The sequence below is a fragment of the Kitasatospora sp. NEAU-CNBT7 genome (genome assembly GCF_057220535.1).
Genome location: NZ_JBXQQB010000017.1, coordinates 28946 through 52487, shown reverse-complemented (window position 1 = coordinate 52487; position 23542 = coordinate 28946). Strand labels below are relative to the sequence as shown.

The following is a 23542-nucleotide window of genomic DNA, read 5'->3' as shown; positions in this document are numbered from 1 at the left end:
GTCGGCGCCCGGCCGTACGCTGGCGGGATGGTGACGTTCGATCAGTTCGAGGCGCTGGCGCTGGACCTGCCGGAGGCGCACGCCCAGCCCACCTGGGACCAGGTGACGCTGCGGGTCGGCAAGAAGATCTTCGCGATGGGGAGCCCGGACTCGGGCCGGGTCTGCGTCAAGGCCTCCAAGGAGGACCAGGCGGAGCTGCTCGCGGCCGACCCCGACACGTACGCCTTCGCCCCGTACGTGGGGCGGCACGGCTGGGTGCTGGTGCAGCTCGACCGGGTCGACGCCGGGGAGCTGGGCGAGTTGCTCGCCGAGGCCTGGCGCAGCGTCGCACCGAAGCGGCTGCACGCCCTGGTCGACGGGCGGACGGCGGACGGGCGGCGCGCGGACGGACGGACCGCGGGCGGTCCGCAGGTGGACGAGCGGTGAACCGGTCGGATCCGGTCAGGTAACGCCACTCACACGGGCGAATGTGAGCCAGAACACAGTTTGAACGCCGCCCTCGGCTGCGCCCTGCCTCTACGCTGGCTGACGTGTAGTTGGCAGTCGTAGCACCATCGGGCCCGGCCCGCTGTGACGCTCACCGGCCCGAGGAGTGAACGCCATGCAGCGCAGGGTCAAGCGCATCCTGATAGGCGCCTTCGCGGGCTGCGTGGTCCTGGTGGACGCCGGCGCCGCCGCCGCCCAGGCCGCCGCCGCCAACGAGCAGGTCGCCATCGCCACCCCGCCGGCCGGCAGCGCCGCCTGGGTCTCGGACCACTCGCTCGGCCGCGACCTGCCCGACCCGGCCTCCGCCACCGCGGCCTCGGTCGCCGCCTTCTTCGCCTCGCTGAGCCCCGCCGAGGCCGAGCGCCTGGCCACCGCCTACCCGCTGGTGGTCGGCAACCTGGACGGCGCCCCGCTGCCGCTGCGCTACCACGCCAACCGGCTCGCGATCACGGCCGAGCGCGACCGCGCCCGGGCCCGCGCCGCCGACCGCCGGCTGGACGCCGGCACCCGGGCACTGGCCGTCTCCCGCGCCAACGACTCCGACCACCTGCTCGCCGACGGCCGGCAGATCCTCGCCTTCGACCCGCGCGGCCGCGGCCTGGTCAGCGAGGTCTTCGGCGACCTGGCCACCGCCCAGCGGGTGTCGGTGCTGGTCCCCGGCTCGGACGCCGACCTCGGCCACCACGACCAGTCCTCCGAGCCGCTGCGCTCCCCCGCCGGGATGGCCCGCGCACTGCTCGCCGAGGAGCAGCACCAGGCCCCCGGCACCCGGACCGCGGTGATCGCCTGGACCGGCTACGTCACCCCGTCCGGCCTCGGCCCGGACGCGGTCACCGCCCGGCTCGCCGACGTCGCCGCGCCCCGCCTGCTGCGCCTGCTGGACGGCCTGCGGGCGACCACCCACCCGGACGTCCCGCCCGCGCTGTTCTGCCACTCCTACGGCTCGGTGGTCTGCGGCACGGCCGCGCCCGGCATCGACGCCGCCCGCAGGACCGACATGGTGGTCTTCGGCAGTCCCGGCATGGGCGTGGAGTCGGCCGGCGAACTCGGCCCCGGGGTGGCGGTCTGGGCCACCCGCAACCGCACCGACTGGATCGGCAACGTCCCGTACCTGGAGGTCGGCGGCCTCGGCCACGGCGCCGACCCGACCAGCTCCGGCTTCGGCGCCACCGAGGTCTCCTCGACCGGCGCGGCCGGCCACAACGGCTACTTCGCACCGGGCACCGCCAGCCTGCACAACTTCGGCGCCATCGCGCTCGGCCGCTACGACACCGTGAGCCACCCGCCGACCGTCGCCTGATCAGCCGGCCGGCCGGTCCCCCGCGTACAGCGCGACCACGTCGGCGGCGGCCCGGGCCAGCTGCGCCCTGGCCTCCGGCGGGTCGATCACCTCGACGTCCGCCCCGAACGCCAGCACCGCCCTGGCCGCCTCCACCGACCGCAGGCCGAGCCGCACCTCGGCCCACCCGGGATCGTCGCCGGACGGCGGCGAGGCCAGCAGCCCGGCGTGGATCCGGGTGAACATGTCCAGCCGGTGCCGCCGCACCCGGACCCGTACGAGGACGTCGGCCGGCTGCTCCTCGATCCGCTCGCGCAGCACCGCCCAGACCTCCGGCAGGCCCGACCCCGGCCGCCGCCGGACCGGTTCGTCGAGGACCCGGGCCGCCCGCACCCGGTCGGCCCGGAAGAGCCGCGGGTCGCCGTCGAGGTCCGCCACCAGGTACCAGACGCCGGCCTTGCTCACCAGCCCGTACGGGTCGACGGTGTACCCGTTCGGGGCGGCCGCGCCGCTGTGCCGGTAGGACAGCTCCAGCCGCAGATCGGCGAAGACCGCCCGCTGCAGTTCGCCGAGTTCGACCGGCGCGGGGCCGACCCGCAGCCAGCGCTCGGGGTCGACCAGGATCCGTTCGCTGGTCCGCTCGGCCGCCGGGCGGTGCGGTGCGGGCAGCGCCGCCATCACCTTGCGCAGCGCGGTGGAGATCGCCTCGCCCAGGCCCAGTGCGTCGTGGGTCCCGGCCGCGGCCAGCACGAACAGCGCCCGCGCCTCGTCGGCGGTCAGCCCGGTGACGTCGGTGCGGTAGCCGGGGAGCAGGCTGATCCCGCCGGCCCGGCCGCGCTCCGCCCAGACCGGCACCCCGGCCGCCGACAGCGCCTCGACGTCCCGGTAGATCGTGCGGACCGACACCTCCAGCCGCTCGGCCAGTTCGGCGGCGGGCACCAGGCCCCGGGTCTGGAGCAGCAGCAGGATCGAGAGCAGTCGGTCGGCCTTCACGGAAACCCACTCTAAAACCTGACACAAGATGTCAGGTATACCCGGGAGAGTGTCCGTCGTAGCCCGAACCGCACGCCGCATCACGGCGCATCACGACGCATCACGAGGAGCACCCCATGACGGACACCGCCTACGACCCCCGCCCCGACTACCTGCGCGCGCTGGACCAGCTCGGCAAGGTGGTCGCCCTGGTGACGCCCGATCTGCTGGACCGGCCCACCCCCTGCGAGGAGTACGACCTGCGGGCGCTGCTGAGCCACACCCTGGGCGGCATCCACCGGATCGCGTACGTCGGCGAGGGCGGCCGCAGCCTGGACGTGGCGGCCGCGGCCGGCGAGATCGAGGACGACGGCTGGGGCGCGGCGCTGGACCGGGCCAAGGCCCGGGCCCAGGCGGCCTGGGCCGCGGACGCGACCCTGGACCGGCCCGCCGAGGTGCCGTGGGGCCGGATGCCGGGCCGGTTCGGGCTCGCCGGGTACGTGATGGAGGCGGTCACCCACACCTGGGACATCGCCCGGGTCGTCGACGCCTCGACGGTGCTCGACGAGGAGCTGGCGCTCGGCGCGCTCGCCGTCGCCGAGCAGGTCCTGCCGGCCGAGCCGCGCGGCGGCGACCTGCCGTTCGGCCCGGTCCGGCCCGCGCCCGAAGGCGCCGACGCCACCACCCGGCTGGCCGCCTGGCTGGGCCGGGCGGTCTGAGCGACGGCCCGTGGGCCGCGGCCGCACCGGCCGCGGCCCACGGGCGGCCGCTCGCCCCCGGTTACTCGCGGCCGGTCATTCGCGGCCGGCCGAGGTGAACGTCATGTCGGCGTAGCGGTCCCCGGTCACCTGCCCGGCGACCGGCTCCAGCGCCGCCAGCTCCGCGGCCGTCAGCCGCAGCGCGGCGGCCGCGGTGTTCTCGGCCAGCCGGGAGCGCTTGCGGGTGCCGGGGATCGGGACCACGGTCAGCCCGTGCACCTCGGCCCGCTGGTGCACCCAGGCCAGCGCGACCTGCGCGGCGGTCGCCCCGCGCTCGGCGGCGATCTTCTGGATCGGCGCCACCAGCGCGGCGTTGCGGGCCGCGTTGTCCCCGCTGAACTGCGGGTGGCTGCGCCGGTAGTCGTCCGCGGCCAGCTGCTCGGCGGCGGTGAACGCGCCGGTCAGGAATCCCCGCCCGAGCGGCGAGTACGGGACGAACGCGACCCCCAGCTCGGCCGCCGCGGGCACCGCGGTCCGCTCGACGTCCCGGGAGAACACCGACCACTCGGACTGCAGCGCGGCGATCGGGTGCACCGCGTGCGCCTCGCGCAGCTCGTCCCCGGTCACCTCGGACAGCCCGAGGTGGCGGACCTTGCCGGCCTGCACCAGCTCCGCCATCGCGCCGACCGACTCGGCCAGCGGCACCCGCGGGTCGCGGCGGTGCATGTAGTAGAGGTCGATCACCTCGACGCCCAGCCGCCGCAGCGAGGCGTCGACGGCGGCCCGGACGTACGCCGGGTCGTTGCGCACCCCGCGGTAGGAGGGGTCGTCGGCGCGGCGCTCGATGGCGAACTTGGTGGCCAGCACCACCCGGTCCCGGTTGGCCCGCACGAACGGGCCGATCAGTTCCTCGTTGTGGCCGGACCCGTAGACGTCGGCGGTGTCGAAGAGGGTGACGCCGGCCGCGAGCGCGGCGTCCAGGGTGGCGAGTGCCTCGGCGGTGTCGGTCGGACCGTAGAACTCGCTCATGCCCATGCAGCCCAGGCCCTGGCTGCCGACGACGGGGCCGCCGGTGCCGAGCGCGGTGGTGGGGAGGGTCATGCGCTCTCCTTCTGCTCCCCGGCCTCGGGGAGACGTGAGTACAGGTCGATCTTGTAGTCGAGGACGGCGAGGGTCGCGTGCAGGTCGGCGAGCCGGCGCCGGACCTCCTCGCGGTGCGCGACCAGCAGGTCCCGCCGCCGGTCGTAGGTGTCGGCGCCGAGGCGGACCAGTTCCACGTAGCGGAGCATGTCGGCGACCGGCATGCCGGTCAGCCGCAGCCGGCCCAGGAAGGCCAGCCGGGTCAGGTCGGCGTCGCTGTAGCGGCGCTGCCCCGAGTAGGAGCGGTCGACGGGGTCGAGCAGACCGATCCGCTCGTACCAGCGCAGCGTGTGCGCGGTCAGTCCGCTGGCGGCGGCGACCTCGCCGATGGCGTGCCGCGGGGTCCGGTCCGCGGGCAGGTCCGCCTGCCGGTGGTAGGCCTCCTCGCAGCTGAGCAGGTCGGCCTGGATCGGTGCGAGCGTTGCCATGGTGTGACCCCCGGTGATCGGCGACGACTACGAAACTAGCGAGTTGGAGTGCACTCCAAGCAAGCCTCGCACGCGTGCCGGCGGCCCGGATCGCTAGAGTTCCGGCCATGCAGAGCTTGCGGATGATCGAGGACTGGCCGGTGCCGAACGCTGCGGCGGCGGTGGTACGGGGCGCCGACGGCGCGGTGCTGGGCGGGCACGGCCCGCAGCAGCAGCTGTTCCCGCTGGCGTCGGTGACCAAGCTGCTCACCTCGTACGCCGTGCTGGTCGCGGTCGAGGAGGGGGTCTTCGAACTGGACGACCCGGCCGGCCCGGAGGGTTCGACCGTCCGGCACCTGCTGGCCCACACCTCGGGGCTGGCCTTCGACGAGCACCGGGTGATGGCCCCGCCCGGGAACCGGCGGCTGTACTCCAACGCGGGTTTCGACGTACTGGCGCAGACCCTTCAGCAGGCCGCCGGAATCGAGTTCGGGAAGTACGTCGCGGAGGCCGTGTTCGAGCCGCTGGGGATGCACTCCACCCTGATCAACACGGCGCACCGCTCGCCGGCCGGCGCGGGCGGCCTGTCCACGGTGGCCGATCTGGCGCTGTTCGCCGCCGAGTTGCAGACCCCCCGGCTGCTCGACCCGGGCACCGTGCACACCGCCACCCGCGAGGTCGCGTTCCCCGGCACCAGCGGGGTGCTCCCGGGCTTCGGCCACCGCCGGCCCAACGACTGGGGTCTGGGCTTCGAGATCCGCGGGGACAAGGCCCCGCACTGGACCGGCACCACCAGCTCGCCCGCGACCTTCGGCCACTTCGGCCAGTCCGGCACCTTCCTGTGGGTCGACCCGGCCGCCGGGGCGGCCTGCGTCGCCCTCACCGACCGCGACTTCGGGCCGTGGGCCGCCGAGGTGTGGCCGCGGTTCACCGACGCCGTGCTGGCCGAGCTGAACGGCTGAGTCCCGGCCGCGCGGGCGGCGCTCACCCCAGCACGAGCCCGGAGTGCATCTCCAGCAGCAGCAGTTGGGCGCCGTCCGGACCGGCCACCGGGTCGGCGAAGGCCGGTCCGGTGATCCGGACGCTGTCGCCGGGCTCCAGCGAGCGGCCGCCGCCCTGCGGGCCCGGCACCGTCCGGTAGCCGACCGAACCCACCGTCAGGTGCGCGTACCGGAACGGCGCCGGGGGCAGGTCGGGCAGCGGCTGCCACGGCCCGGCCGTGACCAGGTACAGCGCGGCGTCGCTGCGGCGCAGCCGCAGGGCCGCGGTCCCGGCGTCCCGGGCCAGGCCCGAGGCGAGCAGGGTCAGTCCGCCGGGCTCCGGGTCGACCCGGCGCAGCCCGTACGCCGGGTCGGCGGCGAACTCGTCCGGCTGGAGCCAGAGCTGGACGAAGCGGACCGGCGTGTCGGCGCCGCCGACGTTGCGTTCGGTGTGCCGCACGCCGCGCCCGGCGCTGAGGTGCTGGAGCATGCCGGGGCGGACCACACCGGCGTGGCCGTCGCCGTCCCGGTGGGCGAGCGCGCCGGAGACCACCCAGGTCAGCAGTTCGGTGTCGCGGTGCAGGTGCTCCTCGTACCCGGCGCCGGGGGCGAGGGTCTCCTCGTTGCAGGCGAGCAGCGCGCCGAAGTGGGTGTTCTTCGGGTCGTAGTGCCCGGCGAAGGAGAAGGCGTGCCGGGTCTCGATGCCCGCCGCCGGGGTGGAGAGGTAGCGCTCGGGGGCCCGGCGCAGGTCGGCGCGGGGACGCTCTCGGGTGTCGGTCACGGTGCCTACCGTAACGGGTGTGACCTGGCCCACCCGGTGGTTCCGGTGGGGGTGTGCACCAGCACGTCCTCCGGTGAGGCAGTCTTGTTCCTGTGCCAGCCGCTTCAGCGAGTCCCGACAAGAAGTCCGCCGCCAAGAAGGCGGCGCCCGCCCGTCCAGCCGCGGCCAAGCCGCCCGCCACCGGCCGGACCGGCCGGCTGACGGCGCAGGAGCGCAAGCTCGCCGCCGAGCGGGCCGAGCTGCGGGTGGCGACCCTCAAGCGGTTGGAGAAGTCCGCCGGGAAGCTCGCCACCGCCGCCATCGCGCGGATGGACGACCAGCTGGCCTGGTACCGGCGGATGCCGCCGGAGCACCGGTCCTGGATCGGGCTGGTGGCGCAGGCCGGCATCGCGGCCTTCACCGAGTGGTACCGGCACCCGGAGGCGCCGCAGGCGATCTCCACGGACGTCTTCGGCACCGCGCCGCGCGAGCTGACCCGGGCCATCACCCTGCGCCAGACGGTCGAGCTGATCCGCACCACGATCGAGGTGATGGAGGAGGCCATCGAGGAGGTGGCCGCCCCGGGCGACGAGGCCGGGATGCGCGAGTCGGTGCTGGTGTACGCCCGTGAGATCGCCTTCGCCACCGCCCAGGTGTACGCCCAGGCCGCCGAGGCGCGCGGCGCCTGGGACGCCCGGTTGGAGGCGCTGGTGGTCAACTCGCTGCTGTCCGGCGACGCCGACGAGGGCGTGCTGTCGCGGGCGGCGGCGCTCGGCTGGGGCCAGCCCAAACAGGTCCGGGTGGTGATGGGCAGCGCACCGGACGGCGACAGCGAACTGGTGGTGGAGGCGATCCGGCGGGCGGCCCGGTACGCCAAGCTGCACGTGCTGACCGGGGTGCTGGGCCGGCGGCTGGTGGTGGTGGTCGGCGGCGACAAGGAGCCGGTGCACGCGGCCCGGGCGCTGATCGGCCAGTTCGCCCCCGGCCCGGTGGTGGTCGGCCCGACCGTGGGCGACCTGCTGTCGGCGACCCGCTCGGCGCACGCGGCCGCCGCCGGCCTGCGGGCCTGCGCGGCCTGGCCGGACGCGCCGCGCCCGGTGCTGGCCGACGACCTGCTGCCGGAACGGGCGTTGGCGGGCGACGAGGTGGCCCGGCAGCAGTTGGTGGAGGAGATCTACACACCGCTGGAGGAGGCCGGGTCGGCACTGCTGGAGACGCTGAGTGTCTACCTGGAGCAGGCGTCCTCACTCGAAGGGGCCGCCCGGATGCTCTTCGTTCACCCAAATACCGTGCGCTACCGGCTGCGTCGTGTGACGGACGTCACCGGCTATGCTCCGTCCGACGTACGTTCGGCCTTCACCCTGCGCATCGCCCTGGCGCTCGGGCGCCTGGGCTCGGTGGCCGAGCAGGGCTGAGGCACTGTGGAGACTCCACAAGCCGACGTGCTTTTCTTCGTTACCGTCGCCTACCCGCCCCCGGGCGTCCGGCGAGAGAGGGTTGAACCGTGCTCGTAATCGTCGCCCCTGGACAGGGTGCCCAGACTCCCGGCTTCCTCAACCCCTGGCTTGAACTGGACGGCGCCGCCGACCGGCTGCGGCAGTGGTCGACCGTGGCCGGCCTCGACCTGGTCCGCTACGGCACCGAGGCCTCCGAAGAGGAGATCAAGGACACCGCCGTCGCCCAGCCGCTGCTGGTCGCGGCCGGACTGCTGACCGCCGGCGAGCTGTTCCCGGCCGGCCCGGTGCCGCGCGAGCTGGTCGGCGCGGTGGCCGGCCACAGCGTCGGCGAGATCACCGCGGCCGCGCTGGCCGGGGTGCTGAGCGCCGAGGACGCGCTGGCCTTCGTCCGTGAGCGCAGCCTGGGCATGGCAGACGCCGCCGCGCAGACCGCGACCGGGATGACCGCCGTGCTCGGCGGGGACCCCGAGGCGGTGGCCGCGAAGTTCGCCGAGTACGGCGTGACCGCGGCCAACAACAACGGCGGCGGCCAGCTGGTGGCCGCCGGCACGCTGGACCAGCTGGCGGCGCTGAAGGCCGACCCGCCGGCCGGCGCCCGGCTGATCCCGCTGAAGGTCGCGGGCGCCTTCCACACCGAGCACATGGCCCCCGGGGTGGAGCGCCTGGCGAAGCTGGCGCCGACCCTGAGCACCGCGGACCCGCTGGTCACCTACGTCTCCAACCGGGACGGTGAGGCCGTCGCCACCGGTGCCGAGGTGCTCTCCCGCCTGGTCGCGCAGGTCTCCAACCCGGTCCGCTGGGACCTGTGCATGGAGACCATCCAGCAGCTGGGTGCGACCGCCGTGATCGAGCTGTCGCCGGCCGGCACCCTCACCAACCTGGTCAAGCGCAACGTCAAGGGTGTCGCGACGCTGGCCCTGAAGACCCCCGCCGACCTCGACAAGGCCCGTGAGCTCGTCGCGGTCCACGGCGGTCAGGAGAACGACGCATGACCAACCCGCAGATCAAGCCCGCCACCGGCGCCCAGTTCTCCCGGATCCACGGTGTGGGCGGCTACCGCCCGGTCCGGGTGATCCCCAACGCCGAGGTGCTCAACTGGATCGAGTCCTCGGACGAGTGGATCCGCTCGCGCAGCGGCATCGCCGAGCGCCGCTGGGCCGGTCCCGAGGAGACCGTCGCCGAGATGTCGGTGCAGGCGGCCGGCAAGGCGATCGCCCAGGCCGGGATCGCCCCCGAGCAGATCGGCGGCGTCATCGTGGCGACCGTCTCGCACCTGAAGCAGACCCCGGCCATCGCCACCGAGATCGCCGAGCGGCTCGGCTGCGGCACCGCACCGGCGTTCGACATCTCGGCCGCCTGCGCCGGCTTCGGCTACGGCCTGGGCCTGGCCGACGGCATGGTGCGCGGCGGCAGCGCCGAGTACGTGCTGGTGATCGGCGTCGAGCGGCTCAGCGACCTGACCGACACCTCGGACCGCTCCACGGCCTTCATCTTCGGTGACGGCGCGGGCGCGGCCGTGGTCGGCCCGTCCGAGGTCCCCGGCATCGGCAAGGTGATCTGGGGTTCGGACGGTTCGCAGCGCGACGTCATCTCGCAGACCCAGGCCTGGGACACCGCGTTCGCCAAGGAGGACGCCGTCAACGGCGCCGGCGACGAGGTCAAGTGGCCGGCCCTGCGGATGGAGGGTCAGACCGTGTTCCGCTGGGCGGTCTGGGAGATGGCGAAGGTCGCGCAGCAGGCGCTGGACGCCGCCGGGATCACCGCCGACCAGCTCGGCGCGTTCATCCCGCACCAGGCCAACATGCGGATCACCGACACGATGATCAAGGCACTGAAGCTTCCCGAGTCGGTGCCGGTGGCCCGCGACATCGTCGAGACCGGCAACACCTCCGCGGCCTCCATCCCGCTGGCGATGGAGCGCATGCTGGAGAGCGGTGCGGCGAAGAGCGGCGACCTGGCGCTGATCATCGGGTTCGGGGCGGGTCTGGTCTACGCGGCCGCAGTCGTTACTCTCCCCTAGGCATCCAAGCCACCGAGGGCATCCCCGCCGTCGAGGAAACCTGCGACGGTCCGCCGGACCGTTCGCTTTCAACACCGAAGAGGAGCAGCCACTATGGCTACCAAGGACGAGGTTCTGGCCGGTCTCGCCGAGATCGTCAACGAGATCGCCGGCATCCCGGCCGAGGACGTCGAGCTCGACAAGTCCTTCACCGACGACCTGGACGTCGACTCGCTGTCCATGGTCGAGGTCGTCGTGGCTGCCGAGGAGCGCTTCGGCGCGAAGATCCCGGACGACGAGGTCAAGAACCTCAAGACCGTCGGCGACGCGGTGGACTTCATCATCGCCAACAGCTGATCACCGGCTGAACCCGGCCGGGGTGCCTCGGCGCACCCCGGCCACCCCTCCCCTCCCCCTCAGCCCGCCCCTCCCCTGAACAACGTGAGAGAAGAAGAAACCAGTGACCGCTGAAAACCGCACCGTGGTCGTCACGGGTATCGGCGCCTTCACGCCGCTGGGCGGCGACGCCGCCTCGTTCTGGGAGGGCCTGCTCGCCGGCCGTTCCGGGGTCGCCGCGCTGACCGAGGAGTGGGCCGCCGACCTGCCGGTCCGGATCGCCGCGCGCACCGCCGTGGAGCCGGGCGAGATCCTGCCCCGCCCGCTGGCCCGCAAGCTGGACCGCTCGGCGCAGTTCGCGCTGATCGCCGCCCGCGAGGCCTGGGCCGACGCCGGGTACGAGACCCCGGCCACCGATCTGTCCTCCAAGCTCCACCCCGAGCGCCTGGGCGCCGTGATCGCCTCCGGCATCGGCGGCGTCACCACCCTGCTCGACCAGTACGACGTGCTCAAGCAGCAGGGCGTGCGCAAGGTCTCCCCGCACACCGTGCCGATGCTGATGCCCAACTCCCCGGCCGCCAACGTCGGCCTGGAGGTCGGCGCCCGGGCCGGTGTGCACACCCCCGTCTCCGCCTGCGCCTCCGGCGCCGAGGCGATCGGCTACGCGATCGAGATGATCCGCAGCGGCCGCGCCGACGTCGTGGTGGCCGGCGGTACCGAGGCCGCGATCCACCCGCTGCCGATCGTCGCCTTCTCCAACATGATGGCGATGTCCAAGAACAACGACGACCCCGAGCACGCCTCCCGCCCGTACGACAAGGGCCGGGACGGCTTCGTGCTCGGCGAGGGCGCCGGCGTGGTCGTGCTGGAGTCGGCGGAGCACGCCGCCGCCCGCGGCGCCCGGATCTACTGCGAGGCCGTCGGCCAGGGCCTGTCCTCGGACGCCCACCACATCGCCCAGCCGGAGCCGACCGGCGCCGGCGTGGCCCGCGCCATCGCCGACCTGTTCGAGCGCAACGACCTGGACAAGGCCGAGGTGGTGCACGTCAACGCGCACGCCACCTCCACCCCGCAGGGTGACACCGCCGAGGTGAAGGCGCTGCGCAAGGAGCTCGGCGAGCACCTGGACCACGTCGCGATCTCGGCGACCAAGTCCATGACCGGCCACCTGCTCGGCGGCGCCGGCGGCATCGAGACCGTCGCGACCGTGCTGGCCCTGCACCACCGCCTGGCCCCGCCGACCATCAACGTCGACCAGATCGACGACGACATCGACGCGGACATCGTCACCGGTGAGCCCCGCAAGCTGCCCGAGGGCCGGATCGCGGCGCTCAACAACTCGTTCGGCTTCGGCGGCCACAACGTGGTGCTGGCCTTCCGTTCGGCCTGACGGCCCGAAGGACCCTGAACGCACCGGGGCCCCCGCCGCGATCACCTCGCGGACGGGGGCCCCGGTGCGTGGTGCCGGGCCGGGGTCAGACCACCTGGTGCAGCCAGCGCACCGGGGCGCCCTCCCCGGCGTAGCGGAACGGCTCCAGCTCGTCGTCCCAGGGCTTGCCGAGCAGCCGGGAGAGTTCCGCCTCCAGGTCGCCGCCCTCGTTGCGGGAGCGCAGCAGGACGGCGCGCAGCCGGTCCTCGGGGATCAGGATGTCGCCGTGCAGACCGGTGACCGCGTGGAAGATGCCCAGGCTGGGCGTGCTGCTGTAACGCTCGCCCTCGGCGGTGGCGCAGGGCTCGCTGGTGACCTCGTAGCGCAGCAGCTGCCAGCCGCGCAGGGCGGAGGCCAGCCGGGAGGCCGTCCCGGGCTCGCCCTGCCAGGACAGTTCGGCCCGCCACTGACCGGGCGCGGCGGGTTGCCGGATCCAGTCGAGGCTGACGCGTACACCGAGCACGCCCGCGACCGCCCACTCGACATGCGGGCACAGCGCGCGGGGCGCGGAGTGGACGTACAGGACTCCACGTGTCGACACCGGGACCTCCAGGCTGTGGACGAGGGTCGCCTTCCCCAGCTGCCTCGTGCCCACCGCCGGTAGGTACCGTCTACCCCCGTGACGCTCAACTTATTCGACATTAGGTCATCAAATTGAGCAAAACGGACAAGCTTTCACCCAATGTTAGTCGGATCCCCGGGGAGGTCCACCCCCGCTCGGGATCTCTCCCCCGAACGGACCTATCGGCCGGCGGGGGCGGTCGCGGCCACGCTATCGGCCCGACGGTACGGGCCGGGTGACGGTCCGTCGGAAAGCCGGGTGGCGCCCGCGCCGAGCGCCCGTACCCGAACCGCCCCGCGCACCGGGCGGTGTGCGGGGCGACGGGGGGGGAAACGGTCAGAGCTTGACGACCATCTTGCCGGTATTGGCGCCGCGCAGCAGGCCGATGAAGGCGTCGGCGGCGTTCTCCACGCCCTCCACCACGGTCTCGTCGTACCGCAGTTCGCCACTCTTCAGCCAGCCCGCCATGTCGGCGACGAACTGCGGCTGGAGCGCGGCGTGGTCGCCGACCAGCATGCCCTGCAGCCGCAGGCGCTTGCCGATCGCCAGCGCCAGGTTGCGCGGGCCGACCGGCGCGCCGGTGTCGTTGTACTGGGCGATGGCACCGCACAGGGTGGCGCGGCCGTGGACGTTGAGCGCGCCGATCGCGGCCTCCAGGTGGTCGCCGCCGACGTTGTCGAAGTACACGTCGATGCCGTCCGGGGCGGCCTCGGCGAGCTGGGCGGCCACCGGTCCGGCCTTGTAGTCGAAGGCGGCGTCGAAGCCGTAGCCGTCGACCAGGGTGGCCACCTTCTCGGCGGAGCCGGCCGAGCCGATCACCCGCGCGGCGCCCTTGAGCCGGGCGATCTGGCCGACCAGCGAACCGACGGCGCCGGCCGCGCCGGAGACGAAGACGGTGTCGCCCTCCCGGAAGGAGGCGACCTCCAGCAGACCGGCGTAGGCGGTCAGGCCCGGCATGCCCAGCACGCCGAGGTAGTAGGAGAGCGGCGCGAGCTCCGGGTCGACCTTGACCGCGCGGGCCGCGTCCAGGGTCGCGTACTCGCGCCAGCCGAGGCCGTGCAGGACGGCGTCGCCGACCTCGAAGCCCTCGGCCTCGGAGGCGATCACGTACCCGACCGCGCCGCCGTCCATCGTCTCGCCGAGGCCGAAGGGCGGGACGTAGGACTTCACGTCGTTCATCCGGCCGCGCATGTAGGGGTCGACCGACAGGAACGCGTTGCGGACCAGGATCTGCCCCGGGCCGGGCTGCCGGACCGGGGCCTCGACCAGGGCGAAGTCCGCCGGGGTCGGCCAGCCCTGGGGGCGGGCGGCCAGCTGCCACTCGCGGCCGGTGGTGGGCGTCGCCTGCTCTGCCATGTCCTGCTCCTCGCACGTTCGACGGTCTTGCACGTTCGATGATCCGTAGGCCCACCTGAAAGGTTGACCGGTTCAAGCAATCGTGCGGATAAAAGGTTCAGGTTGTCAAATGTTCAGCTAGACTGATGTCCATGGAGAAGCAGCAGCCGCCCGCCGACGCGATCACCCGCGAGGTCGTCGACCTCATGGCGAGCCTGGTCGCGCTCTTCCACCGTGAGTACGAGGAGGCCGCCGCCGCCCGCTCGCTGACCGGCGCCCAGGCCAAGGTGCTCGGCCTGCTGCGGCGCGGCCCGATGCCGATGCGGCACATCGCCCAGACCCTGGCCTGCGAACCCTCCAACATCACCGGCATCGTGGACCGCCTGGAGTCCCGCGGCTTCGTCACCCGCGAGGCCGACCCGCTGGACCGCCGGGTCAAGCTGGTCGCCGCCACCGAGGCCGGCGGCCTGGCCACCGACGAGCTGCGCGAGTCGCTGAACTTCGCCCGCGAGCCGCTGGCCGCGCTCGACGACGACGAGCGCCGGCAACTGCGCGACCTGCTGCGCAGGATGCTGGAGGGCGCCGACCCGGCCGAGGCGGCCACCGGCTGACCCGCCCCGGAGCGGGCCGCCGCGAAGTTCGGCCCTGCGAGGTGTAACCGGACACGCCGCTGGTCCGTCTATTGATCTGGACCGTACGTGTACCCGTGGCGCCCGCCACACCTGGCAGAGAGCGCTGAGCGATGACCGACCGCACCTCCCGGCCCGCCAAGACCCGCCGGGGCCGGATCGCCCGCGGGCTCGGCGCCACCGCCGCCGTCCTGGTGGTCGCCACCGCCGGCGTCGGGGCCTGGTTCTACCAGCGCCTCGACCACAACATCAGCACCTTCTCGGCGGACGGCGTCGCCACCAGCCGGCCACCGGCCGGCCCGACCGCGAGCGGGGGCGGACGCCCGGTCAACATCCTGCTGCTCGGCTCCGACACCCGCCAGGACGGCAACGGCGACCTCGGCGGCGGCGAGGAGGGAGTCGGCCACTCCGACACCGCGATCCTGCTGCACGTGTACGCGGACCACAAGCACGCCGTCGGCGTCTCGATACCCCGCGACACCCTGGTCACCGTCCCCGCCTGCCGGCTGCCGAGCGGCAACTGGTCGCAGGCGAAGACCAACCAGATGTTCAACTCGGCCTTCACCGTCGGCGAGTACCCGCAGGGCAACCCGGCCTGCACCCAGAACACCGTCGAGGCGCTGACCGGCCTGCGGGTCGACCACACCATCGTGGTCGACTTCAAGGGCTTCGCGGCGATGACCGACGCGGTGCACGGCGTCGACGTCTGCGTGCCCAACGACGTCAACTCCTACGGCATACACCTGGCCAAGGGCCGGCAGACCGTCTCCGGGCAGCAGGCATTGGACTACGTCCGCGCCCGGCACGGCTTCGGCGACGGCTCGGACATCGGCCGGGTGAAGCGGCAGCAGGCCTTCATGTCCTCGCTGATCAAGAAGATCCGCAGCCAGGGCTTCAACCCGACCACCCTGCTCCCGCTCGCCGACGCGGCGACCAAGTCGCTCACCGTCGACCCGGAGCTCGGCTCGGCCGTCAAGCTCGCCGACTTCGCCCAGTCGCTGCAGGGCATCGACCTCGCCGACATCTCCTTCGTCACCGTCCCCTGGCGCTACCAGGGCGAGCGGGTCGCGCTGGTCCACCCCGACGTGGACGCCCTGTGGGCGCTGCTGCGCCAGGACCGCACCCTGACCGGCCAGTCGGCCGCCGACCCGGCGGCCACCGCCTCGCCGTCGGCCCCGGAGTCGCCGTCCCCGACGGCCACGGCGCCGGCCGCGGGGGACGTCCCGCTCACCGTGCACAACGCCTCCCGGGCCGGCGGGCTCGGTGGCCAGGCCGCGGCGGAGCTGAGGGCCAAGGGCTATCTCCAGGTCGGCGTCGGCCCGGACACGGCCTTCCGCCGCACCACCCTGATCGGGTACGCCCAGGGCCAGCAGGCCGCCGCCGACCGGCTCGCGCAGCTGTTCCCCGGCGCCGAGGTGCAGCCCGACCCGGCCGCCGACGGCCTGACCGTCACCCTCGGCCGGGACTACGCCTCCGCCCACGCCGCCGGGCCCGGCGCCGACGGCACCGCGGCCGGCACCCCGACCGCGCTGCCCACCGGCATCCCGACCGGGATCACCGAGAACACCCGCCCGGCCGACAGCGACCTCTGCGCCGACCTCAGCTTCGGCTGAGGCCGGTCGGCGGATCGGGGACCCCGGTCACGACCACGGTGACCCGGGTCCCGGCGGCCAACTCCCCGGCCGCCGCCAGGTCGTGGACGGCCTTCAGCGCCTTCGCCACGTACCGCCGCTCGACCGGCACCCCGTGCCGGCGTCCGAACCCGGCGGCGAAGGCCTCCAGCTCGGCGGGCACCCGGCCGTAGCCGCCGCCGTGGTGCCCGTGGTGGATCCGCCAGTTGCCGAACTCCCGCCCGTACGCGGCCCGGTGCAGCCGCGTCACCTCCCCCTCCAGGTAGCCCTCGCCGCGCAGCACCGCCACCCCCAGCGCCCGCGCCCCGGCCGGAAGCCCGGCCGCGATCCCGGCCAGCGTCCCCCCGGTGCCGACCGGGCAGCACACCAGGTCCCGCTCCCCGAGGCCGGGTATCTGCCCGGCGAGTTCCCCGGCGACCACGGCGGCGCCGCGCACCGCGAGCGCGTTCGACCCGCCCTCGGGCAGCACCAGGTACCCCTCCCGGGGCTCGCCGCCGCGCGCCACCAGCTCCCGGTACGCCGAGCGCGGGGCGAACTCCAGCACCATCCCGGCCGCCTCCGCCGCCCGCAGCGACCAGTTGCGCGGCGCCGCCGCCAGCTCCTCGCCGCGGATCACCCCGACGCTCGCCAGTCCCAGCCCCCGCGCGGCCGCCGCCACCGCCCGCACGTGCGTCGAGTACGCCCCGCCGTAGGTCAGCAGCCCCCGGTGGCCGGCCGTCAGCGCGGGCCGCAGATTGGGCGCCAGCTTGCGCCACTTGTTGCCGGGCACCGTCGGGTGCGCCAGATCGTCCCGCTTCAGCAGCAGCTCCACCCCGGCGGCGGCGAACAGCGGATCCGCGACCGGGGTCAGCGGGGTGGGCAGCGCGGCGGGAGTGAGCACCGGGTCAGCATACGAAGCCCTCGACGGGGCCTCCGCCGGCGGAGCGCACCGGTCCCGGGGAACCCGGTGTGTCGGTGCCGGTCCGGCACCGGCGCCTGCCCTAGAGTTCTCGCAAGCGCAGGCCGGTGCGTCGAGTGGGGCGGGTGGGACTCGAACCCACGACCAAGGGATTATGAGTCCCCTGCTCTAACCGGCTGAGCTACCGCCCCCGATTCGACCAGCTGGCGCACCGGCAGGCCGGCCGTTCCAGCAGCAGACGGCCCCTCAGGGCCGTCCCCGGCAGCATAGCCGGTCGATCACCTGCGGTGCGCGCCGGGGGCGCAACCGGGTACGCCCCCCTGAGCCCGTTCCACCACCCGCCTGGCGGACCCGCGGGCCGGGCTGGTAGATCTTGGATCCGGGCCCCTCCCCGGAGCGGGCCGGACGGGACGTACCAACGGGGAGCGGGAGCACGGGGAGCGGGATGGACCGGACTGGACGGGTACGGCGGGCCCTGCGGCCGGCCGTACTGCTGCTGGCCCTGGCGGCGACCGCGTGCGGCCTGCTCGACGACGGCGGCTCGCAGCGCTGGAGTTCCCGGCTGACCGCCCGTCCGGCGCCCGCCGACGCCGCCGACGACCGGATCGGCGCGCTCTTCCTGGCCGAGCTGAACGGCCCGCGGATGTGCACCGCCAGCGTGGTCGCGAGCCCGCGCCGCAACCTGCTGGTCACCGCCGCGCACTGCGTCCACAGCACCGAGCGCGGCCACTTCGACGACCTGGTCTTCGCCCCCGGCTTCCGGGACGGCGTCGCCCCGTACGGGGTGTGGCCGGTGGCCTCCGTCACGGTCGACCAGCACTGGACCGACCGCGAGGACCCCGACTACGACGTGGCCTTCCTCACCGTGCAGTCCGTCCAGGGCCAGGAGATCCAGGACCTGCTCGGCGCCAACCGGCTGGTCACCGGCCTCGGCTTCGACCTGCCGGTCTCGGTCACCGGCTACCCGAACGAGCGCGACGCCCCGGTCACCTGTTCCAACCGGACCACCGCGCAGAGCCCGACCCAGAGCCGGTTCGAGTGCTCCGGCTACACCGTCGGCACCAGCGGCAGCCCCTGGCTCACCGGCAACGGGCAGCTGGTCGGCGTGATCGGCGGCTACCAGGAGGGCGGGGACACCGACGCGGTGTCCTACAGCGTCGCCTTCGACCAGCGGATCGACGACCTCTACCGGCGGGCCACCGCCTGACCGCGGGAGCCGGCCGCGCGGTCGGGCAGGTGCGAACCGGGCTATCGCGCACCGGGCGGGGAAACACGAAAGCCCCCCGGTCTGCCGAGGGGCCGTCGCTCTGTACCGATCGTCTCCGGAGAGGCGAAGCTCCCCCAATTGGACTCGAACCAATAACCTGCCGATTAACAGTCGGCTGCTCTGCCAATTGAGCTATGGGGGACTGCACAGCGGGACGCTCCCGAGGGACCGTCCTGGCTCCCCCAATTGGACTCGAACCAATAACCTGCCGATTAACAGTCGGCTGCTCTGCCAATTGAGCTATGGGGGATCGATCTTCTGCCGTCCTCCCGGATCCCTCCGGGTCTTCGGCGCTCGCTGCGGGACATACATTAGCGCACTCAGGGGGGTGTTCCGCCAATCGCTTACGCCCGGCCCCCGCCGGGACCCGGCGGGCCCCGGCCCCGCGGCCCGGTCGGCGCGCCCCGCGCGCGCCCCGGCGGCCCGCCGGGGATGCTGGTGACGGCGGGCGCCCGGACGGGCCCGCCACCGGCCGGGCGGTTCACCACCCGGCCCGACGGGTAGGGCAATGCGGCAAAGACCGCGATGAAGGGTGGAGCCGAGCATGTGGAAACTGACGTTGATCGTGGGCGTCGGGGTCGGATACGTCCTGGGCGCCCGAGCCGGCCGGCAGCGGTACGAGCAGCTGGCCGGCGCGGCCCGGCAGTTCTCCCAGAACCCCAAGGTCCAGGACGCCGCCGGGAAGGCCAAGCAGCAGGCCGGCGCGGTGGCCGGCCGGGCGGCCGGCGCGGTGGCGGACCGGGTCGGCGAGAAGCTCCCGGACTCGGTCACCGACCGGGTCCCGTACTTCGCCCGACGGCAGTCGGCGGACGACAGCTGGGGCACCTTCCGGCCCTGACCGGCCCCGCCGCCGGGCCTCGGCGGAGCCCGTACCGAGTGCCCGTACCGAGTGGGCAACACTTGCCGCGGCGGGCAGCACCGGAGGTGCCCGCTGCGGCATGATCTCGGTATGGCCATCGTCGCGGGCATCGACAGTTCCACCACTCGCACCAGGATCGTCTCGTGCGACTCCGACACCGGCGCCGTCCTGCGGCAGGGGAAGGCCTCCCATCCGCTGCCGGAGGGCGTCGATGCCAGGACCACCGAGGTCGACCCGCAGACCTGGCTGCACTCGCTCGGCGACGCGGCCGCCGGCGGCCTGCTGGAGGGCGTCCGGGCGATCGGCGTCAGCGCCCAGCAGCACGGGCTGATCGGGCTGGACGCGGGCGGCGTGCTGGTCCGCCCGGCACTGCTGTGGAACGACCCCCGCTCGGCCGGCGCCGCCGCCTCGCTGCTGGACGCGCTCGGCGGCCCGGGCCCGTGGGTGGAGGCCATCGCCGCGGTGCCCGCACCGACGTACACCATCGCCAAGCTGCGCTGGCTGGCCGAGTTCGAACCCACCTCGGCCAAGCGGATCGCCGAGGTGCTGCTGCCGCACGACTGGCTGGTGTCCCAGCTGCTCGGCAGCCCCAAGCGGCGCACCACCGACCGCGGCGACGCCTCCGGCACCGGCTACTGGTCGCCGATCACCGGCGAGTACCGGCAGGACCTGATCAAGCTGGCGGTCGGCCACGAACTGCGGGTGCCGGACGTGCTCGGCCCCGCCGAACCCGCCGGGCACACCCCGGAGGGCCTGCTGATCTCGGCCGGCACCGGCGACAACATGGCCGCCGCACTGGGCCTGGGCCTCGGCCTCGGGGACGCCGTCGTCTCGCTCGGCGGCAACGGCACCATCTTCGCGGTGCACGACCGGGCGGTGATCGACCCGACCGGCCTGATCTCGTCCTTCGCCGACGCCACCGGCCGCCACCTGCCGATGGTCGCCACCCTCAACGCGGCGCAGGTGCTGCGCTCGACCGCCACCGTGCTCGGCACCGACCTGGAGGGCCTGAGCGCGCTCGCCCAGCAGTCCTCCCCCGGCTCGTACGGCCTGGTGCTGCTGCCGTACCTGGACGGCGAGCGGACCCCCAAGCTGCCGCACGCCGCCGGCACCCTGACCGGCCTGCGGATGGAGTCGATGGCACCGCAGCACTTCGCCCGGGCGGCCGTCGAGGGGATGCTGTGCAACGTCGCGGACGCCGTCGACGTGCTGCGCTCGCACGGGGTGGCGGTGCGCCGGATCTTCCTGCTGGGCGCGGCCGGACGGCTCGGGGCGGTGCGGGAGATCGCGCCGCTGGTGTTCGGCTGCCCGGTGGTGATCCCGCCGCCGGGCGACCACGCGGCCCGGGGCGCGGCCCGGCAGGCCGCCTGGGCACTGGCCGGCACCCCCGAACCGCCGCACTGGGAGCTGCCCGAGGTCACCACCCTGGTACCGGACCAGGAGCACGACCTGGCGGTCGGCCAGGCGGTGCGCCAGCAGTACGCGGCGGTCCGCGACCAGACCTACCCGGAGGCCAAGGGCTGAGCCGGCCCGGGGCCGCCGCGCGCGGGCGCCGAGGATGCGTCAGCAGCGGGGCGGTGGCAGCGTGGGAGTTCCCTGCCCGGCTAGTGAAAGGGATCTCGGATGGCGCTGCACAAGGGCGACGGCGATGAACGCCGACTGTCCCTCAGCCCGCTCCAGGGCGTGCTCGACCTGCTCGGTTCGATGGCCGCCGCCCCACCGGTGCACCGGCTCTCGGACAACCCGGTGCTGCCCGCCGTGGCCTACCAGCTGATCCACGACGAGCTGATGCTGGACGGCAACGCCAAACTCAACCTGGCCACCTTCGTCACCACCCAGATGGACGACTACGCCGGCCGGCTGATGGCGGAGTGCCGCGACAAGAACATGATCGACAAGGACGAGTACCCGCAGACCGCCGAGCTGGAACGGCGCTCCGTGGCGATCCTGGCCGACCTGTGGCACGCCCCCGACCCGGACCAGGCGGTCGGCTGCTCCACCACCGGCTCCAGCGAGGCCTGCATGCTGGCCGGTCTGGCGCTGAAGCGGCGCTGGATGCGGGCCAACGCCGACCGGTACGCGGCCGGGGCCCGGCCGAACCTGGTGATGGGCATCAACGTCCAGGTCTGCTGGGAGAAGTTCTGCAACTTCTGGGAGGTGGAGGCCCGGCTGGTGCCGATGTCCGGCGACCGGCTCCACCTGGACGCCGAGCAGGCCGTCGCCCACTGCGACCAGGACACCATCGGCGTGGTCGGCATCCTCGGCTCCACCTTCGACGGCTCCTACGAGCCCATCGCGGAGATCTGCGCCGCCCTGGACGACCTCCAGCAGCGCACCGGGCTGGACGTCCCGGTCCACGTCGACGGCGCGTCCGGGGGCATGGTGGCGCCCTTCCTCGACCCCGAGCTGGTCTGGGACTTCCGGCTGCCCCGGGTCGCGTCCATCAACACCTCCGGCCACAAGTTCGGCCTGGTCTACCCGGGCGTCGGCTGGGCGCTGTGGCGGGACAAGGACGCGCTGCCGGACGAGCTGGTCTTCAAGGTCAACTACCTGGGCGGCGACATGCCGACCTTCGCGCTCAACTTCTCCCGGCCCGGCGCCGAGGTGGTCGCCCAGTACTACGTCTTCCTGCGGCTCGGCCGCGAGGGCTTCCGGATGGTGCAGCAGGCCTGCCGGGACGTCGCCACCTACCTGGCCGGGGAGGTCGAGCGGCTGGGCTTCCGGCTGCTCACCAAGGGCGACGAGCTGCCGGTCTTCGCCTTCACCACCCGGGAGGGCGAGAACTTCGACGTCTTCGACGTCTCGCGCCGGATGCGCGAGCGCGGCTGGCAGGTGCCGGCGTACACCTTCCCGGACGACCGGACCGACCTGTCGGCGCTGCGGATGGTCTGCCGCAACGGCTTCTCCCGGGACCTCGCGGACCTGCTGCTGGAGGACCTCGAACGGCTGCTGCCCGAGCTGCGCAACCAGCCCGCCCCGCTCAGCACCATGGGCGTCGAGGCGCGCAGCGCGTTCCACCACTGACCCGCGCGGCGCCGGCCGGCGGCGGCTGCTCAGTCCAGGTAGCCGCGCAGCTGGTCGGCGCAGACGTGGGCGCGCAGCTTGGCGAGCGTCTTGCCCTCGATCTGGCGGATCCGCTCCCGGGTGACGCCGAACAGCCGGCCGATCTCCTCCAGGGTGCGCGGCAGGCCGTCGCCGAGGCCGTAGCGCAGCTGGACGATCTGCCGTTCGCGCTCGCCGAGGGTGGCCAGCACCGCGTCCAGGTGCTCGCGCAGCAGCAGGAAGGCGGCGCTCTCCACCGGTGAGGCGGCGTCGGCGTCCTCGATCAGGTCGCCGAGCGCGACGTCCTCCTCCTCGCCGATCGGGGTGTGCAGCGAGACCGGGTCCTGGGCCAGCCGCAGCACCTCCCGGATCCGCTCGGGCGGCAGCTGCAGCACCAGGCCGACCTCGGCGGGGGTCGGCTCGTGGCCGTACTCCTGGATCAGGGCGCGCTGCACCCGCAGCACCCGGTTGATCAGTTCCACCACGTGCACTGGCACCCGGATGGTGCGGGCCTGGTCGGCCAGTGCCCGGCTCATCGCCTGCCGGATCCACCAGGTGGCGTAGGTGGAGAACTTGTAGCCCCGGGTGTAGTCGAACTTCTCGACCGCCCGGATCAGGCCGACGTTGCCCTCCTGGATGAGGTCGAGCAGGGTCAGGCCGCGCCCGACGTAGCGTTTGGCGACCGAGACCACCAGGCGGAGGTTGGCCTCGATCAGACGGCGTTTGGCGATCCGGCCGAGCACCACCAGCCGGTCCAGCTCGTCGGCCAGCACCGGGTCGCCGGCCGACGGCGGGTCGCCCGCCGGTAACGGGTCGCCGGCCCGCCGCCCGCCGGCCGCCGCGCGGTCCAGCGCCTCCTCGGCGAACAGGCCGGCCTCGATCTGGCAGGCCAGCTCGACCTCCTCGGCGGCGGTGAGCAGTCGCACCCGGCCGATCTCGCGCAGGTACTGGCGCAGCAGGTCGGCGGCGGCGCCCGAGGCCTCGTCCGGCGTGGCGGCGGCCCGCCGCGCGGGGCCGGGGTGTCCGGGGTGTCCGGGCCCGGGGTCTGCCGGGTCGGGGTCCGGCGGCTCCGGTTCCAGCGGCTCGGACAGGTCGGGGTCGGACAGGTCGGGGTCCGCGGGTTCGGGGTCGAAGGGTTCCGGGTCGGCGGGGGCCCGGCCGGGGGTGGGGTCCTGGTCCGGGGCGGGCCGCTCGGCGGCGGGCGGCCCGGCCTGGGCCGGGACCCGGGCGGCGGCCTGCGGCTGGCGGACGGCGGCGAGCTCCACGGGCATCCTCCACGGCCGTGGCGGCGCTGGGGGGACGCCGCACCACAAGGGATGGGATACCCAGCGGTGCGCCCCGCGCCACCCCCCGCGGCGGACCGGATGGCGCGGGCC

23 protein-coding genes and 3 tRNA genes are annotated in these 23542 nt (G+C 74.0%); 15 read left to right on the top strand and 11 right to left on the bottom strand.

Annotated elements, in window-relative coordinates; all coding sequences use genetic code 11:
* Positions 1–27 precede the first annotated feature (27 nt).
* Positions 28–426, top strand: coding sequence for an MmcQ/YjbR family DNA-binding protein (locus tag AC2TEW_RS22105; RefSeq protein ID WP_484625057.1), 399 nt, complete (start codon positions 28–30; stop codon positions 424–426).
* A 175-nt stretch (positions 427–601) separates the two neighbouring features.
* Entirely contained in the window at positions 602–1786 is a 1185-nt protein-coding gene (locus tag AC2TEW_RS22100; protein ID WP_484625056.1) for an alpha/beta hydrolase, read from the top strand.
* Here the strand turns inward: AC2TEW_RS22100 and AC2TEW_RS22095 are convergent, their stop codons facing one another.
* On the bottom strand, positions 1787–2758 hold the full coding sequence (locus tag AC2TEW_RS22095) for a helix-turn-helix transcriptional regulator (RefSeq protein WP_484625055.1): 972 nt from the start codon (positions 2756–2758) through the stop codon (positions 1787–1789).
* A gap of 116 nt (positions 2759–2874) precedes the next feature.
* Here AC2TEW_RS22095 and AC2TEW_RS22090 point away from each other — a divergent pair, with 116 nt between their 5' ends.
* A complete protein-coding gene (locus AC2TEW_RS22090; protein ID WP_484625054.1) occupies positions 2875–3456 on the top strand; it encodes a TIGR03086 family metal-binding protein in 582 nt (193 codons plus the stop codon).
* Positions 3457–3531: 75 nt separating this feature from the next.
* Here AC2TEW_RS22090 and AC2TEW_RS22085 read toward each other — a convergent pair whose 3' ends face one another.
* Positions 3532–4536 carry an aldo/keto reductase gene (locus tag AC2TEW_RS22085; protein ID WP_484625053.1) on the bottom strand — a complete coding sequence of 335 codons (1005 nt, stop codon included), beginning with the start codon at positions 4534–4536 and terminating at the stop codon, positions 3532–3534.
* Positions 4533–5003, bottom strand: a complete 471-nt coding sequence (locus AC2TEW_RS22080; RefSeq protein WP_484625052.1) for a MerR family transcriptional regulator — start codon at positions 5001–5003, stop codon at positions 4533–4535. Before AC2TEW_RS22080 ends, AC2TEW_RS22085 begins: the two co-directional genes overlap by 4 nt.
* 107 nt (positions 5004–5110) lie before the next feature.
* Between AC2TEW_RS22080 and AC2TEW_RS22075 the strand changes: the two genes are divergently transcribed.
* Positions 5111–5944, top strand: a complete 834-nt coding sequence (locus AC2TEW_RS22075; protein WP_484625051.1) for a serine hydrolase domain-containing protein — start codon at positions 5111–5113, stop codon at positions 5942–5944.
* Between the two features lie 22 nt (positions 5945–5966).
* Here AC2TEW_RS22075 and AC2TEW_RS22070 read toward each other — a convergent pair whose 3' ends face one another.
* A complete protein-coding gene (locus AC2TEW_RS22070) occupies positions 5967–6743 on the bottom strand; it encodes a pirin family protein (RefSeq protein ID WP_484625050.1) in 777 nt (258 codons plus the stop codon).
* Positions 6744–6940: 197 nt separating this feature from the next.
* Between AC2TEW_RS22070 and AC2TEW_RS22065 the strand changes: the two genes are divergently transcribed.
* From AC2TEW_RS22065 to fabF, 5 genes are all read left to right on the top strand, one after another.
* Complete coding sequence (locus AC2TEW_RS22065) at positions 6941–8137, top strand: PucR family transcriptional regulator (RefSeq protein ID WP_082527268.1); 1197 nt, start codon at positions 6941–6943, stop codon at positions 8135–8137.
* A gap of 89 nt (positions 8138–8226) precedes the next feature.
* On the top strand, positions 8227–9171 hold the full coding sequence (locus tag AC2TEW_RS22060) for an ACP S-malonyltransferase (protein ID WP_484625049.1): 945 nt from the start codon (positions 8227–8229) through the stop codon (positions 9169–9171).
* A complete protein-coding gene (locus AC2TEW_RS22055) occupies positions 9168–10199 on the top strand; it encodes a beta-ketoacyl-ACP synthase III (RefSeq protein WP_484625048.1) in 1032 nt (343 codons plus the stop codon). The genes AC2TEW_RS22060 and AC2TEW_RS22055 overlap by 4 nt, the downstream gene beginning before the upstream one ends.
* Positions 10200–10292: 93 nt before the next feature.
* The gene (locus AC2TEW_RS22050; protein WP_033825980.1) at positions 10293–10535 is read left to right on the top strand and encodes an acyl carrier protein; all 243 of its coding nucleotides are present in this window, start codon (positions 10293–10295) and stop codon (positions 10533–10535) included.
* 103 nt (positions 10536–10638) lie between these two features.
* Positions 10639–11904, top strand: coding sequence for a beta-ketoacyl-ACP synthase II (gene fabF, locus AC2TEW_RS22045; protein WP_484625047.1), 1266 nt, complete (start codon positions 10639–10641; stop codon positions 11902–11904).
* Positions 11905–11989: 85 nt separating this feature from the next.
* On the opposite strand, the gene AC2TEW_RS22040 is transcribed toward fabF, so the two are convergent.
* Together AC2TEW_RS22040 and AC2TEW_RS22035 are read right to left on the bottom strand one after the other, a co-directional pair.
* On the bottom strand, positions 11990–12484 hold the full coding sequence (locus tag AC2TEW_RS22040; RefSeq protein WP_484625046.1) for a DUF3145 domain-containing protein: 495 nt from the start codon (positions 12482–12484) through the stop codon (positions 11990–11992).
* 357 nt (positions 12485–12841) lie between these two features.
* Complete coding sequence (locus tag AC2TEW_RS22035; protein ID WP_484625045.1) at positions 12842–13861, bottom strand: NADP-dependent oxidoreductase; 1020 nt, start codon at positions 13859–13861, stop codon at positions 12842–12844.
* A gap of 125 nt (positions 13862–13986) precedes the next feature.
* Here AC2TEW_RS22035 and AC2TEW_RS22030 point away from each other — a divergent pair, with 125 nt between their 5' ends.
* Together AC2TEW_RS22030 and AC2TEW_RS22025 are read left to right on the top strand one after the other, a co-directional pair.
* Complete coding sequence (locus AC2TEW_RS22030) at positions 13987–14451, top strand: MarR family winged helix-turn-helix transcriptional regulator (protein ID WP_484625044.1); 465 nt, start codon at positions 13987–13989, stop codon at positions 14449–14451.
* A 131-nt stretch (positions 14452–14582) separates the two neighbouring features.
* A complete protein-coding gene (locus AC2TEW_RS22025) occupies positions 14583–16082 on the top strand; it encodes an LCP family protein (RefSeq protein WP_484625043.1) in 1500 nt (499 codons plus the stop codon).
* Here the strand turns inward: AC2TEW_RS22025 and AC2TEW_RS22020 are convergent.
* Positions 16069–16980, bottom strand: coding sequence for a 1-aminocyclopropane-1-carboxylate deaminase/D-cysteine desulfhydrase (locus tag AC2TEW_RS22020; RefSeq protein ID WP_484625042.1), 912 nt, complete (start codon positions 16978–16980; stop codon positions 16069–16071). The genes AC2TEW_RS22025 and AC2TEW_RS22020 overlap by 14 nt on opposite strands.
* A 135-nt stretch (positions 16981–17115) precedes the next feature.
* Positions 17116–17189 (bottom strand) — tRNA-Ile (locus AC2TEW_RS22015).
* A 254-nt stretch (positions 17190–17443) separates the two neighbouring features.
* Between AC2TEW_RS22015 and AC2TEW_RS22010 the strand changes: the two genes are divergently transcribed.
* On the top strand, positions 17444–18205 hold the full coding sequence (locus AC2TEW_RS22010; RefSeq protein ID WP_484625041.1) for a trypsin-like serine peptidase: 762 nt from the start codon (positions 17444–17446) through the stop codon (positions 18203–18205).
* A 129-nt stretch (positions 18206–18334) separates the two neighbouring features.
* On the opposite strand, the gene AC2TEW_RS22005 is transcribed toward AC2TEW_RS22010, so the two are convergent.
* A tRNA-Asn gene (locus AC2TEW_RS22005) sits at positions 18335–18407 on the bottom strand.
* Positions 18408–18439: 32 nt separating this feature from the next.
* A tRNA-Asn gene (locus AC2TEW_RS22000) sits at positions 18440–18515 on the bottom strand.
* 294 nt (positions 18516–18809) lie between these two features.
* Here AC2TEW_RS22000 and AC2TEW_RS21995 point away from each other — a divergent pair.
* From AC2TEW_RS21995 to gad, 3 genes are all read left to right on the top strand, one after another.
* The gene (locus AC2TEW_RS21995; protein ID WP_033822299.1) at positions 18810–19103 is read left to right on the top strand and encodes a hypothetical protein; all 294 of its coding nucleotides are present in this window, start codon (positions 18810–18812) and stop codon (positions 19101–19103) included.
* Positions 19104–19214: 111 nt separating this feature from the next.
* Positions 19215–20648 (top strand): FGGY family carbohydrate kinase, encoded by a 1434-nt coding sequence (locus tag AC2TEW_RS21990; RefSeq protein ID WP_484625040.1) that lies wholly within the window; start codon positions 19215–19217, stop codon positions 20646–20648.
* A gap of 99 nt (positions 20649–20747) precedes the next feature.
* Positions 20748–22148, top strand: coding sequence for a glutamate decarboxylase (gene gad, locus AC2TEW_RS21985; RefSeq protein ID WP_484625039.1), 1401 nt, complete (start codon positions 20748–20750; stop codon positions 22146–22148).
* Between the two features lie 29 nt (positions 22149–22177).
* Here the strand turns inward: gad and AC2TEW_RS21980 are convergent, their stop codons facing one another.
* Positions 22178–23437, bottom strand: a complete 1260-nt coding sequence (locus AC2TEW_RS21980; protein ID WP_484625038.1) for an RNA polymerase sigma factor — start codon at positions 23435–23437, stop codon at positions 22178–22180.
* Positions 23438–23542: the final 105 nt, after the last annotated feature.